Source organism: Streptomyces formicae (assembly GCF_002556545.1).
GTDB classification, from domain to species: domain Bacteria; phylum Actinomycetota; class Actinomycetes; order Streptomycetales; family Streptomycetaceae; genus Streptomyces; species Streptomyces formicae_A.
On sequence record NZ_CP022685.1, the window covers coordinates 8,124,613 to 8,137,998 of the forward strand.

A 13,386-nucleotide genomic window follows, 5' to 3' on the forward strand; every position below is an offset into this window, starting at 1 on the left:
ACCATGCCCCGAGCGGCAACTGTGGTGCACCGGCACATGTGACGTCGACCTGCGGCTTCCTACCGTGTGGCGACATCGGAACGTCCCCGCCCACCACCATCCGGAAGTGGTGCACATGGCCACCACCGCCCAACCGCCGCGCGCCCTCGTCAGGATCGTCGCCGCGAGCCTCGTCGGCACCACCATCGAGTGGTACGACTTCTTCCTCTACGGCTCGGCCGCCGCACTCGTCTTCAACACGCTGTTCTTCCCGTCGAGCGACCCCCTCGTCGGCACCCTCCTGTCCTTCCTCACCTACGCCGTGGGCTTCGCGGCCCGGCCGCTCGGCGGAGTCGTCTTCGGGCACTTCGGCGACCGCGTGGGGCGCAAGAGGCTGCTCGTCATCAGCCTCCTGATGATGGGTGGCGCCACGTTCGCGATGGGACTCCTCCCCACCCACGCGAGCATCGGCGTCGGCGCTCCCGTCCTGCTCACCGTGTTGCGGCTCGTACAGGGCTTCGCGCTCGGCGGGGAGTGGGGCGGCGCCGTGCTGCTCGTCTCCGAGCACGGCGGCGACAAGAGCCGGGGGTTCTGGGCCTCCTGGCCGCAGGCGGGCGCACCGGGCGGGAACCTGCTCGCCACCGGCGTGCTGGCGCTGCTCGCCGCCGTCCAGTCGGACGAGGCGTTCCTCGCCTGGGGGTGGCGCGTGCCGTTCCTGCTGTCCGGGGTGCTCGTGATGATCGGCCTGTGGATCCGCGTCTCGGTCACCGAGTCACCGGTCTTCCTGGCGGCGCAGCGCAAGGCCGAGGCGGCCGCCGCCGAGGGCGCCGAGGAGAAGCCGCCCGTGGTCGAGGTGTTCCGCAGGAGCTGGCGCGAGGTGCTCACCGCGATCGGCACCCGCTTCGGCGAGAACATCTCGTACTACATCCTCACGGCCTTCGTCCTGGTCTACGTCACCGTCCACCTCGAACTCCCCAAGAGCGACGCCCTGAACGCGGTGCTCATCGGCTCCGCGTTCCACTTCGTCACCATCCCGCTGTGGGGCGCCCTCTCCGACCGCGTCGGGCGCCGCCCGGTGATGCTGATCGGCGCGCTCGGCATGGCGGGCTGGGCCTTCGCCTTCTTCGCGCTGCTCGACTCCCGTTCCTTCCCCGTCATCACGCTGGCGGTCACCGTCGGACTGCTCTTCCACGGCGCGATGTACGGGCCGCAGGCCGCGTTCATCTCCGAGCTCTTCGACACCAAGGTGCGCTACTCCGGCGCCTCGATGGGCTCCCAGCTGGCGTCCATCGTCGGCGGCGCCCTCGCGCCGATCATCGCCGTGGAACTGCTCAAGGACTACGAGTCGGCGCTGCCCGTCGCCCTCTACATGTCCTGCGCGGCCCTCGTCACCGCCGTGACCGTGCGGTTCGCCAGGGAGACCAGGGGCCGCGACCTGTCCAGGGACGAGGCCGTGGACGGAGCCGGTGCGAGGGGAGCCGACACCGGCTCCTCGGTCGAACGGCAGGGTTCCGTGCCGCTCGGCGGCTGACCGGCACCGCCCCATCGACCGAGGCCACCCGGCCGGGAGACGATCGCTCCATGCTCCCCACCACCCGAGGCACGGACCACGCCGAACCCCCGGCCGGCCTGCGCGCGCTGCTCGACCTGCTGGACCGGGGCGCGCCCGCCGAGGAGTTCGCGCGCCCCGCGGCCCGCGCCCGCGAGGCCGGTGCCACCCCCTCAGAGCTCGCCGCGCTCGGCGAGGCCACCGACGTGGCGCTGCGCGTCCACCGCACCCTGGGCGCGCACCGCCGCCGTGAGGCCGAACTCACCGCGCTCTTCGACACCGCGAGCGACCTGGCGGCGCTGCGCGACCCGGACGCCGTGCTCCGCGCCATCGTGCGCCGCGCGAAACTGCTGCTCGGCACCGACGTCACGTACCTCTCGCTCAACGACGAGAGCGCGGGCGACACCTACATGCGGGTGACCGACGGCAGTGTCGCCGCCGCCTTCCAGCAGCTGCGGCTCGGCATGGGGGAGGGGCTCGGCGGTCTCGTCGCGCAGACCGCCCGCCCCTACGTCACCGGCGACTACCAGCAGGACCCCCGCTTCCACCACACCGACGCCATCGACGGCGCCGTCCTCCAGGAGGGGCTGCGGGCGATCCTCGGCGTGCCGCTGCGGCTCGGCGCGCGCGTCATCGGGGTGCTCTACGCCGCCGACCGCGCGGCCCGCGAGTTCGCGACGGAGGAGATCGTGCTGCTCTCCTCGCTCGCCGACCACGCCGCCATCGCCATCGACGGGGCCAGGCTGCTCGAAGAGACCCGCGCCGCGCTCGTCGACCTCAACGCCGCCAACGAGACGATCCGCGCGCACAGCAGCGCCATGCGCCGCGCCGAGCAGGCCCACGACCAGCTCACCGACCTCGTGCTGCGCGGCGGCGGCGCGGGCGACGTGGCCGACGGCATCGCCGCCCTGCTCGACGGCGGCGCCCTCATCCACGACGCGGACGGCGTGGAGCTGGCCCGCACCGCGTCCGGTCCGCTCGCCCCGCCCGCCCAGGCCGTCGCCGCGTCACGGGCCAGCGGCCGCGCGGTCCCGCAGGACGGCACCTGGGTGTGCGCGGTGCTCGCGGGCCCCGAACTCCTCGGCAGCATCGCCCTGACGGGGCGGGCCGAACTCGCCGAGTCCGACCGGCGGCTCTTCGAGCGCGCGAGCGTCGTGACCGCGCTCCTGCTCCTGCTGCGCCGGTCGGTGGCCGAGACCGAGGACCGGGTGCGCGGCGAACTCCTCGGCGACCTGCTGTCCACCACCGGCGACCCCTCGGGCTTCGCGGGCCGGGCCCGCCGACTCGGCGTACGCCTGGAGGGGCCGCTCGCGGTGTTCGTCGCGCACAGCGAGAGCGTGCCACGGCGGCGGCTGCTCGCCGCCGCGCACCGCACGGCCCGCGCGCACAGCGGGCTCGCCGGGGCGCACCACGACGACGTGGTGCTCGTGACGCCCGCGCAGAGCCCGGGCGCGGCCGTCCACCCGCTCGCCGCCGACCTCGGCCAGGCCGTCGGTGCCCCGGTCACCGTCGGCGCGGCGGGACCGGTCACGGGCCCCGAAGGGCTGCCCGCCGCGCACGCAGAGGCCCTGCGCTGCCTGTCCGCGCTGCGTGCCCTCGGCCACACCGGGCGCGGCGCGGCCCTCGCCGACCTCGGCTTCGTCGGCCTGCTCATCGGCGAACAGGCCGATCTGGGCGGCTACGTCAGGGCGACCCTCGGCCCCCTCATCGACTACGACGCCGAACGCGGCACCGACCTCGTCCGCACCCTGGAGGCGTACTTCGGCAAGGACCGCAGCCTGACCAAGGCCAAGACCGCGCTGCACGTCCACGTGAACACGGTGGTGCAGCGCCTGGAGCGGGTCGCGCGGCTCCTCGGCGACGACTGGAACACCCCTGCCCGCACCCTGGAGATCCAACTCGCGCTCAGGCTCCACCGGTTGACGCCGCCGGGGTGAGCTTCTCGCGCAGCCTGTCGAGCAGGGCGCGGGCCGCCGGGGTCGCGGGCCCGTCCGTCCGCCGGGCCAGCGCGATCCTGCCGCGCGAACGAGGATCCGTGATCTCCAGCGACCGCAGGCCGAACGCCGCGGCCTCCGCGTCGGAGATCCCGGGCAGCACGGCCACGCCGAGACCACGCTCCGCGAGCCGCACCAGGACCTCGGGAGCCGCCGCCTCGAAGGCGATCCGGGGCCTGAACCCGGCTTCCGCGCAGGCCCGGTCGAGGACGCCGCGCACACCGGTGCCGCGCGGCAGGCTGATCAGCGGGCGCTCCGCCAGCTCGGCCAGGGGCACGTCCGTACGGTCGGCGGGCGCGAGGAGCGGATCGTCGGGCGCCATGACGGCGACCAGCGGCTCGTCGATCACGATGTGCAGACAGATGCCGGGCGGCGGCTCCTCCGCGCCGACGCCGAGGAGCGCCATGTCCAGCTCGCCCCCGCGCAGCGCGGTCAGCATCCGCTCGGAGGAGTCCTCGGTGAGGGAGATCTCGACCTGGGGATGCGCGTCGTGGAAGTCGGCGAGCACCGACACCACGTCGAACTCGTGGATGGCGGCGCCCGACACGAGACCGAGCGTGACCTGGCCGCGCAGCAGCCCCGTGAACTCCTCGGCCGTCCGCCGCGCCCCCTCGACGGCGGCGAGCGCGGCCCGCGCGTACGGCAGCAGCGCCCTGCCCACCTCGGTGGGCGTCACCTCGCGGCCCGAGCGGTCGAGGAGGCGGTGGCCCAGCTCCCGTTCCAACTGCCGTACCTGCGCGCTCACTCCGGGCTGCGCCAGATGCAGCCGGGCGGCGGCACGGGTGAAGTTGGCCTCCTCCACCACGGCGACGAAGTACCGCAACTGCCGAAGTTCCATAACCGATGATGCTAGTGGCGAGCACAGAAGACTCTTGGACTTATCGCCGGACCTTGATCAGCCTGGACGCATGGGTAACGACGACACCGAAGTCAGGGCCGCGATCGCCGCCGAACGCAAGGAACTCGCCGATCTCTTCGACGGACTGCGCGCCGATCAGTGGGAGGCGCCCTCGCTCTGCGCGGGCTGGCGCGTGCGCGAGGTCGTGGCCCACATGTCCCTGGGCTTCCGTTACTCCCTGCCCGGCGTCCTCGCCGAGCTCGTCAAGGCGCGCGGCAGCCTGCACCGCATGACCGACCGCCGCGCCCGCGCGGACGCCGCGGCGTTCACGACCGCCGAACTCGCCGCCCTGATCAGGGACAACGCCCACCACCCCTGGACGCCCCCGGTCGGCGGCTACGTGAACGCGCTCGGCCACGACGTGGTGCACGGGCTCGACGTGACCGCCGCGCTCGGCCTGGACCGCAAGGTCCCCCTCGACCGCGTCCGCGTCCTCCTGGACCAGGTCACGCCCAAGACCCTCAAGTTCTTCGGCGCCGACGTCACGGGCGTCGCCCTGCACGCCGACGACCTCGACTGGTCCTACGGCACCGGCACGCCCCTGCACGGCTCCGCGCAGGACCTGCTGCTCCTCACGTACGGCCGAAAGGTCTCCCTGACCTGAACTCGGTTCACCGCATGGCCAGTTGTCACATCCGGGCCTGTTGGATACGTCATACATGCGACCTACGCTGGTAGCCGCCTGAAAGGGAGTCGCATGAGCGGACGCATCGAGCGCACCGGGGCACCTGGACCACCCGCGCGGCCGGTCGAGCCCGGCAGAGGCGAGCGGGTCGCCGACTGGGCGGACGGGCGGCTCGGCATCAACGCCCTCGCCAAGAGCCAGATGCGCAAGATCTTCCCCGACCACTGGTCGTTCATGTTCGGGGAGATCTGCCTCTACAGCTTCCTGATCCTCATCCTCACCGGGACCTATCTGACTCTCTTCTTCGAGCCGAGCATGGCCGAAGTGACGTACGACGGGCCCTATGTGCCGCTCAAGGGCCTGCTCGTCTCCCGGGCGTACGAGTCCACCGTCGACATCAGCATGGAGGTGCGCGGCGGGCTGCTCATCCGGCAGATCCACCACTGGGCCGCGGTCGTCTTCGTCGCCGCGATGCTCGTGCACATGATGCGGGTGTTCTTCACCGGGGCCTTCCGCAAGCCGCGCGAGATCAACTGGCTCTTCGGCTGGACGCTGCTGTTCCTCGGCATCATCACCGGCCTCACCGGCTACTCGCTCCCCGACGACATGCTCTCCGGCACCGGCATCCGCTTCGCGCAGGGCGCCATCCTCTCCGTCCCCGTCATCGGGACGTACCTCTCCTTCTTCCTGTTCGGCGGGGAGTTCCCGGGGAACGACATCATCGCGCGGCTCTATCCGATCCACATCCTGCTGCTGCCCGGCATCATGCTCGGGCTCGTCGTCGCGCACCTGATCCTGGTCTTCTACCACAAGCACACCCAGTTCGCCGGGCCCGGCAGAACCGAGAAGAACGTGGTCGGTGCGCCGTTCCTGCCCATCTACATCGCCAAGGCGGGCGGCTTCTTCTTCCTCGTCTTCGGCGTGCTCGCGATCATGGGCGCGGTCGCCTCCATCAACCCGGTCTGGGCGATCGGCCCCTACCGGCCCGACCTGGTCTCCACCGGCGCTCAACCCGACTGGTACCTCGGCTTCTCCGAGGGGCTGATCCGGGTGATGCCGAGCTGGGAGATCAACGCCTGGGGCCACACCCTCGAACTGGGCGTCTTCATCCCCTTCACCCTCTTCCCGCTGATCCTGCTCGCGATCGGCGTCTATCCCTTCATCGAGTCCTGGGTCAAGGGCGACAAGCGGGAGCACCACATCGCGGACCGGCCGCGCAACGCACCGGTGCGCACCGGGCTCGGCGTCGCCTGGCTCGGGGTGTTCGCCGTGCTGATGGTCGGCGGCGGCAACGACCTGTGGGCGACCCACTTCCACCTCTCCATCAACGCCATCACCTGGTTCGTACGGATCGGCTTCTTCGTCGTCCCGGTCATCGCGTTCTTCGTGACCCACCGGATCTGCCTCGGACTCCAGCGCAGGGACCGGGACAAGGTGCTGCACGGCCGCGAGACGGGCACCATCAAACGGCTGCCGCACGGCGAGTACATCGAGGTCCACGAGGCGCTCTCGCAGGCCGAGTTGTACACGCTGACCGCCCATGAGCAGCCCCGGCCCTACGAGATAGGGCCCCTGGTCGACGCAAACGGCGTCGCCCGCAAGGTCGGCCGCTCCGACCGGCTGCGGGCCCGTCTGGCCCGCGCCATGTACGGGCCCAAGGCGCAGGTGCCGAAGGCGACGCCGGAGGAGTACCTCGCGATCCAGCGGGGGGAGGGCGAGCACCACTGAGCCGGGGCGGCGGAGTCCCGGCGGGCGGCCGGGGCCGCGGAGTCGCGGCGGGTGGTGCGCGGCGGGGTCCGGCCGCCGGTTTCGGGATCAACTCGGTTAGCCTCACGGAGTGATGGCATCCGACAAGACCCCGAAGCTGCTCGCGATCAGTGACCTGCACGTGGCCTATCAGGACAACAGGGACTACGTCGAGTCCCTGCGGCCCGAAACCGACGAGGACTGGCTGATAGTCGCCGGTGACGTGGCCGAGCGCATGGCCGACATCGAATGGGCGCTGCGCACGCTCACCGAGCGGTTCGCCAAGGTGGTGTGGTCGCCGGGCAACCACGAGCTGTGGACCCCCAAGGACGATCCGGTCCAGTTGCGCGGCGAGGCGCGCTACCAGCATCTCGTCCAGCTCTGCCGGTCGTTGGGGGCGGTCACCCCCGAGGACCCGTATCCCGTGTGGCGCGGCGCCGGGGGACCGGTCACGGTGGCGCCGCTGTTCCTGCTCTACGACTACTCCTTCCGGCCCGAGGGCACGCACACCAAGGAGCAGGCGCTCAAGGCCGCCCACGAGGCGGGCGTCGTCTGCACCGACGAGTACTTCCTGCACCCCGACCCGTTCGCGACCCGGGACGACTGGTCACGGGCCCGCGTCGAACTCACCGAGAAGCGGCTCGCCGGACGCACCCCCGGCCTGCCCACCATCCTCATCAACCACTGGCCGCTCCTTCGCGAGCCCACCCGGATCCTGCGCTACCCCGAGTTCGCCCTGTGGTGCGGCACCGAACTGACCGCCGACTGGCACCTGAAGTACGACGCCGAGGCCGTCGTCTACGGCCATCTGCACATCCCGCGCACCACCTGGCACGACGGCGTGCGCCACGTCGAGGCGTCCGTCGGCTATCCGCGCGAGTGGCGCAGGGACTTCCACCCCGACCCGCACCTGCGGCAGATCCTGCCGGCGCCGGAAGAGAAGAGCTGATCAGGAGGGTGTCGGCAGCGGCCTGCGGGCGAGGAGTTCGGCCAGGCCCTGCCGGGTGGCGGCCAGGACGACGCGGTCGGTCGGCCGCAGCTCGTACTCCGGATCGAGCTCCCACTCCAGGCCCGACGAGCGCTCCAGGGCGACCACCCGCCACGCCCCGGGCCGGAACACCCCCGCGACGGTCCGGCCCGCGAGCCGCGGCTGCTGCTCGACGTCGAGCACGGCGAAGAGCAGCACCGAGCGCTCCACGGGCAGCGCACCGAGGATCTGGCGGCCCATCATCGCCCCGGCGAACGCGGGCGCGGCGAGCGCGGACACGCTGCGGCTGCGGGTGAGGGCGCCCGGGTGCGCGGCCCGCAGGGTGCGGTAGACGGCGGTGGCGAACTCGTCGTCGTACAGCCGCAGCGCCACCCGCAGATCGGGCTTGACCGCCCGCGCGTACAGGGCCGCCTCGAGGTTGATGGTGTCCGCGCTGGTGAGCGCGAGCAGGGCGTGCGCGCGATGGATCTTGGCCGCCTCCAGGACGCCCTCCTCCGTCACGTCACCGATCACCGTGGGCACGCGCAGCCGCCGCGCCAGCGAGACGCCGCGCGCTTCCGGATCGGCCTCCACGCACACCACGGGGATGTCCAGCTCGCGCAGCCGGGCGAGGACGCGGGTGCCGATCTTGCCGAGCCCGAGCAGGACGACGTGTCCGGAGAGGCCGCGCGGCGGACGGCGCAGCGAGGAGGCGGTGCGGAAGGTGCCGAGCGTCTCGAGGACGGCGGCGAACAGGATCGGCAGGAGCAGCAGACCGACGAGTCCGGCCAGGAGCTGGAGGATCTGCCGACTGGCGGGCCCCTCGGTCGCCGGGTCGTTGATCGAGAAGAGGTCCAGGAGCGTCAGGTACGTCGCGTGCAGCGGGCTGGTGTTCGCGGTGGTGACGATCGAGGCGATCGCCATGCCGAGGACCGCCGCGGCGAATCCGGCCAGCGACCAGCGAAGGCGCCGTGAGAAGAGTTGGCGCAGCGGTACGCCGCGTCCCGCGAGGAACCCCGGCGGCGGCGTGCTCCCGGAGTACGACACGGCCTCCAGGACCAGCGCGCCACGGCCCGGCGCCGCGGCCACGGCGTCGTCGTCGGGCAGCAGCACCGGCCCCGCTTCGCCGCCCGCGCGGTCCGAACCCTCGGAGCCCGCCGGGTCGTTGGCGGTCGAGGAGAGCAGGGCGAGGGTCGCGAGGCCGCGCGGCGCCACCGCGCCGATCGCGGGCGGCGTGCGTTCCACGGCGCGAAGGAGCAGCCCGTCGGCGTACACGACCTTGCTGGTCCCCGCGACGGCGGTGGCCGCGAGCGCGGGCGCCGCGGTGTCGGCGTCGGACAGGACGGTGACGCCGGAGGCGGCGGAGGCCAGACCGGCGACGGCGGCCGCCTGGTCGAGCAGGTCCTCCAGGTGCTGCCCGAGCTTGCGGTTGTAGAGCCGGATCACCAGGCGCAGACAGGGGTTGAGCCGCCGCGCGGCGAGCGCCGTACGGATGTTGGTCTCGTCGTCGTCATGCATGAGCGCGAGCGCGGCGGCGCCCGGAACGCCCGCGTCGACCAGGACGTCGTCGGTGAGTTCGACCGCTTCGACGGTCCGGGGCACGCCACCCTCGCCGTCCCCGTTCCCCTGGCCGCCTGCGCCCGGCGCGCTGCCGTTGCCGTTCCCCGTGGTGCGCGAGACCGCAGCGGTGATGCGCCCGAGCAGCGCGGTGGCCCGCCCCGTGGCCTGGGCCCGCTCGCCCCGCCCCGCGGGCGGTACGACGAGCGTCACCTGCTCGCCGTAGACACCGCGCAGTTCGGCGGCGAGCCGGTGGGCGAGGGCGTTGTCCCCGCCGCACACGATCATGTGACCGGTGGCGGGGGACGGCTGGCGCTGTGGGGGAAGCGATGATGCGTACGACACACGGAGAAGAGTGCCTCAACGCGCCGCGCGGTTCCCCGCGGCGCACGGGTGCGTACCTGTCAACGCCTCGTACCGCTGCCCGAATTGGTCCCCTTATCGATGCCGATGGGGTGCTCTGACACGCCTCGGAACAAGGGTTCCACAACCACGTACATACCGGCGGACAAGCCGACTCGGCGAGGCTCGGGAGCCAGGACGTCAGGTCCGGCCGGTTCGCGGAGCGGACGGCCCCGGCGCTGCGAGGAGGCGGTCCCATGCATCTGGTCGAGCTGCTCGCGGCGCGGTCTAGGCCCGCGGCCGCCCTCCTGATGACGCTCACCCGGCGGTGCCCGCTCTCCTGCGCGCACTGCTCCACCGCGTCCACGGCGGACGCCGAACAGCTCGACGCGGCGCTCCTCACCGGCTTCGCCGCGACCTTCACCCCCGATGACCGGCCGGACTTCCTGCTCCTGACCGGCGGCGAGCCGCTGCTCAGGCCGCGCCTGGTCCAGGACCTCGCGCGCCTGGCCCGCGCCGCGGGCACCCGCACCCAGCTCCTGACCGGCATGTTCTTCGCCCGCGATGCCCGGCGCGGTGGCATCGCGCCCGGCATCGCGGCCGCTCTCGCCGCCGTCGACCACGTGGCGGCGAGCCTCGACGTCTTCCACGAGGCCCAGGTGCCGCGCGCCCGGATCCTCGGCGTGCTGCGCGACCTGCTCGACGCGGGCAAGGACGTGAGCGTGCAGGTCACCGGCCTCGGCCCGGACGACCCGTATCTCGCCGACGTCACCGACGACGTCCGCCGTACCTTCGACGACCGGGTGCCGGTCCTGGTGGCCGGGGTGCGGGCGGCGGGCCGGGCCGCGCAGTGGCTGTCCGCGAGCCGCGTCGCCGACGCGCCCCCGGCGGCGGGGCGGGGACGAATCGCCGCCGCACCGTGCGCGATGGCCGCCTGGCCCGTGGTCGCCTTCGACGGGACCGTGGTCGCCTGCTGCAACCAGAACGTCGTCGACGGCCGGGCGGGAAGCGCCCAGGGCGGCACGGGCGGCTTCCCCGGCCACCTCCGTCTCGGGCACGTCGCCGACGACGGCTGGCCCGCGGTGCGCCGGGCGCTCGTCGAGCGTCCGCTGCTGCGCGGCATCAGGGCGTTCGGCCCGCAGTACCTCGCCGACGCGCTCGCACCCGGCGCCGACTCCGGCCGCGGGTGCGCCGGTTACTGCGGAACGTGCGTGTCCGCCCTGGCCGCGCCGGGCGCTTCGGCCGCCGCCGACGCCTTCATGGCGCGCGCGGGCACCCGCGTGCTGGAGGGTGAGATCAACCGGCTCGTCCAGGAACGCGGCGCCGACGGCTTCCTCGCCCGGCACGCGGTCGCCGCCTACCGGGACCTCGCCGTCCTGGGCGCCCCGGCAGGTCGCGCGTGAGCGGCGCGGGCGCCCGGGTCGACGCCGCGCTCGGGCTGCTCATGCCGTCACTGCACGCCACCCTCGACCGGGTCTGGGAGGTGCCCGAACCCGATCGGATCTACCCGGAGTTCCTCGTCACGACCCACCACATCATCCGCGCCTCCGTCCCGCTGATGACCGTCGCGCGGGCCCGCTGCGCCGAGCTCGCCCGGCACGGGGCCGACCCGGTGGCCGAGGCGCTGATCCCCTACTGGGAGCACCACATCGCCGAGGAGAGGGGCCACGACACCTGGGTGTGCGAGGACCTCGCCGCCCTCGGCCACGACCCGGGCCGGGTCTGGCGGCGGATCCCGTCCGGCGCGGTGGCCAGGCTCTGCGGGGTCCCCTACCTCTGGATCGGACGGCAGCACCCCGTCTGCCTCCTCGGCTACCAGGCGGTCCTGGAGGGCAGCCCGCCACGGCCCGACGTCGCCGAGGTGCTCGGCGCCCGCACGGGCCACCCGCGCGCGGCCTTCCGCACCCTGGCACGGCACGCGGCGGCCGACGTCGGGCACGGCGCCGAACTGCTCGGCCTCCTCGACGAACTCCCCCTGGGGGAGCGCCTCTCGACGGCCGTGGTCCGCTCCGCGCTGCACACGGTGAGGTCGGTGGTGCGCGTCTTCGAGGAGCTCGTCCAGCCGTACGCCCCCGCGACGCCCCTCGGCAGCGAAGGAGCCCGGTGATGAACACCCGCAGCGAAGGAGCCCCGTGGTGACCGGGCCGCCCGCGATGGCGGCGGCGCTGCGGCACCGGCGCTTCCGCGTGCTCTTCGCCAGCCAGGTGGTCTCCAGCGTCGGCGACTGGCTGGACTACCTCGCGCTGATCGTGCTCGTCACCTACGTCTGGGACCAGGGCGCGGGCGCGCTCGCCGCGGTCAGCGTGGCCACCGCGGTGCCGCTGGTGCTGCTCGCCCCCGTCGCGGGCGCGGTCGCCGACCGCACGCGGGACCGCAAGGCCGTCCTGATCGGCTGCGACGTGGCGCGCGCCGCCCTCGTGCTCGGCTTCCTCGCCGCGCCGGGGCTGCCCGTGCTGCTCGCCCTCGTGGTGCTCAAGGTCTCCTTCTCGGCCCTGTTCAACCCGGCGTACCAGAGCACGCTGCGCTCGGTGGTGCCCGAGCGGGACATGCTCTCCGCGATGTCCCTGACCGTCTTCGCCAACCAGGCGGCGAAGGTCGCGGGCCCCGCGCTCAGCGGACTCGTCGTCGCCCTGTGGGGCGTACGCGCCGCGTTCGTGGCCGACGCGGCGACCTTCGTGGTGTCCGGACTGCTGCTCTGCGCGGTACGCCTGCCCAAGCGCTCCGCACGCGAGGAAGCGGCGGCGGACGGCGAGCCGGGCGCCGGGCACGAGGCGGAGGCCCCCGCGGCCAGGGGCAAGCTGTGGGCCGAGACCGTCGAGGGCGTCGCCTTCATCGCGCGCACGCCCGCGCTGATCGCCGTGATCGGCAGCATGGCGGCCACCCTCTTCCTGGTCCTCGCCTTCGACACGCTGTCGCCGCTCGCCATGCGTGAACTCGCCGTGGGCGAACAGGACCTGGGGTACGTGGTGGCGGCCGTCGGACTCGGCGCCGTGCTCGGCACGCTGGCCATCAGCCAGTGGGGCACGCGGGTGCGGCCCTTCGTCCTGCTCGGGGCGGCGCAGCTCGTGGTCGGCGCGCTCGTCGGAGTCATCGGGATCGGTCTCGCGGTGGGGGCGGGCGGACACGCGCTGCTCTGGACGGCCGTCGCGTTCGGCGTGGGCTTCGCCGCGGCCGGGATCATGGTCGTCTTCCCCTACGTGCTGCACAGGGAGACGCCGCAGGAGCTCATCGGCCGCGTGACGTCGACCGCGAACGCCTTCCCCGTGCTGCTCCAGCTCGCGGCGCCGCCGCTGGGCGCGCTGCTCGCGGGATGGTTCAGCGTCGGCTTCGTCTTCCGGACGGCGGGAGCGGTGCTCTGCGCCGTCGGCGTGGTGGTGTGGATCTACGGGAGGGGCGAGAAGGTGGCCGGTGACGTGAGCAAGGACCTCGAAGGGGCGCACGGCGACGCCGGGAGCACCGGGGAGCCGGGGCACGAGCGGGGAGGGGAGAGCGACCGGGGCGGACGGAACCTGGACCTGCTGCGCGGCGCGGGCTTCCCCGTCGACCAACTGCCCGACGGACAGCGCGAGGCACTGTCCTGCCTCAGCGACGAGGAGGTGGCGACCCTGATCGACGTGCAGTCCCGGATCCAGGCGCGCGCCCCCGAGGTGGAGGCGCACAGCATGGAGCCGATCATCGGCGGCGTGCTGTTCTGAGCAGCGGGACAGGGGGTGCCGAAGAGTCCTGAGA

General features: G+C 73.2%; 10 protein-coding genes. 8 read left to right on the forward strand and 2 right to left on the reverse strand.

Going from position 1 to position 13,386, the window contains the following annotated elements:
• Nucleotides 1–115 precede the first annotated feature (115 nt).
• Both KY5_RS35350 and KY5_RS35355 read left to right on the forward strand, forming a co-directional pair.
• Nucleotides 116–1,510 carry an MFS transporter gene (locus tag KY5_RS35350; RefSeq protein WP_199843377.1) on the forward strand — a complete coding sequence of 465 codons (1,395 nt, stop codon included), beginning with the start codon at nucleotides 116–118 and terminating at the stop codon, nucleotides 1,508–1,510.
• Nucleotides 1,511–1,560: 50 nt separating this feature from the next.
• On the forward strand, nucleotides 1,561–3,465 hold the full coding sequence (locus tag KY5_RS35355; RefSeq protein WP_098246021.1) for a helix-turn-helix domain-containing protein: 1,905 nt from the start codon (nucleotides 1,561–1,563) through the stop codon (nucleotides 3,463–3,465).
• Here KY5_RS35355 and KY5_RS35360 read toward each other — a convergent pair.
• The gene (locus KY5_RS35360) at nucleotides 3,434–4,360 is read right to left on the reverse strand and encodes a LysR family transcriptional regulator (protein ID WP_098246022.1); all 927 of its coding nucleotides are present in this window, start codon (nucleotides 4,358–4,360) and stop codon (nucleotides 3,434–3,436) included. The genes KY5_RS35355 and KY5_RS35360 overlap by 32 nt on opposite strands.
• A 70-nt stretch (nucleotides 4,361–4,430) precedes the next feature.
• On the opposite strand from KY5_RS35360, the gene KY5_RS35365 reads away from it, so the two are divergent.
• The 3 genes from KY5_RS35365 (at nucleotide 4,431) to KY5_RS35375 (ending at nucleotide 7,740) form a co-directional block, all read left to right on the forward strand.
• Entirely contained in the window at nucleotides 4,431–5,024 is a 594-nt protein-coding gene (locus tag KY5_RS35365) for a maleylpyruvate isomerase family mycothiol-dependent enzyme (RefSeq protein WP_098246023.1), read from the forward strand.
• A 93-nt stretch (nucleotides 5,025–5,117) separates the two neighbouring features.
• A complete protein-coding gene (locus tag KY5_RS35370; RefSeq protein WP_098246024.1) occupies nucleotides 5,118–6,773 on the forward strand; it encodes a cytochrome b in 1,656 nt (551 codons plus the stop codon).
• A 112-nt stretch (nucleotides 6,774–6,885) separates the two neighbouring features.
• Nucleotides 6,886–7,740 (forward strand): metallophosphoesterase family protein, encoded by an 855-nt coding sequence (locus tag KY5_RS35375; RefSeq protein WP_098246025.1) that lies wholly within the window; start codon nucleotides 6,886–6,888, stop codon nucleotides 7,738–7,740.
• On the opposite strand, the gene KY5_RS35380 is transcribed toward KY5_RS35375, so the two are convergent.
• On the reverse strand, nucleotides 7,741–9,603 hold the full coding sequence (locus KY5_RS35380) for a potassium channel family protein (protein WP_098246026.1): 1,863 nt from the start codon (nucleotides 9,601–9,603) through the stop codon (nucleotides 7,741–7,743). It abuts the gene before it with no gap.
• A 311-nt stretch (nucleotides 9,604–9,914) separates the two neighbouring features.
• Between KY5_RS35380 and KY5_RS35385 the strand changes: the two genes are divergently transcribed.
• From KY5_RS35385 to KY5_RS35395, 3 genes are read left to right on the forward strand one after another with little or no spacing between them, the layout of a single operon-like run.
• Nucleotides 9,915–11,060 carry a radical SAM protein gene (locus tag KY5_RS35385; protein WP_098246027.1) on the forward strand — a complete coding sequence of 382 codons (1,146 nt, stop codon included), beginning with the start codon at nucleotides 9,915–9,917 and terminating at the stop codon, nucleotides 11,058–11,060.
• On the forward strand, nucleotides 11,057–11,764 hold the full coding sequence (locus KY5_RS35390) for an iron-containing redox enzyme family protein (protein ID WP_234363020.1): 708 nt from the start codon (nucleotides 11,057–11,059) through the stop codon (nucleotides 11,762–11,764). Before KY5_RS35385 ends, KY5_RS35390 begins: the two co-directional genes overlap by 4 nt.
• A 28-nt stretch (nucleotides 11,765–11,792) precedes the next feature.
• Nucleotides 11,793–13,352, forward strand: a complete 1,560-nt coding sequence (locus KY5_RS35395) for an MFS transporter (protein WP_098246028.1) — start codon at nucleotides 11,793–11,795, stop codon at nucleotides 13,350–13,352.
• The last annotated feature ends 34 nt before the right edge of the window (nucleotides 13,353–13,386 follow it).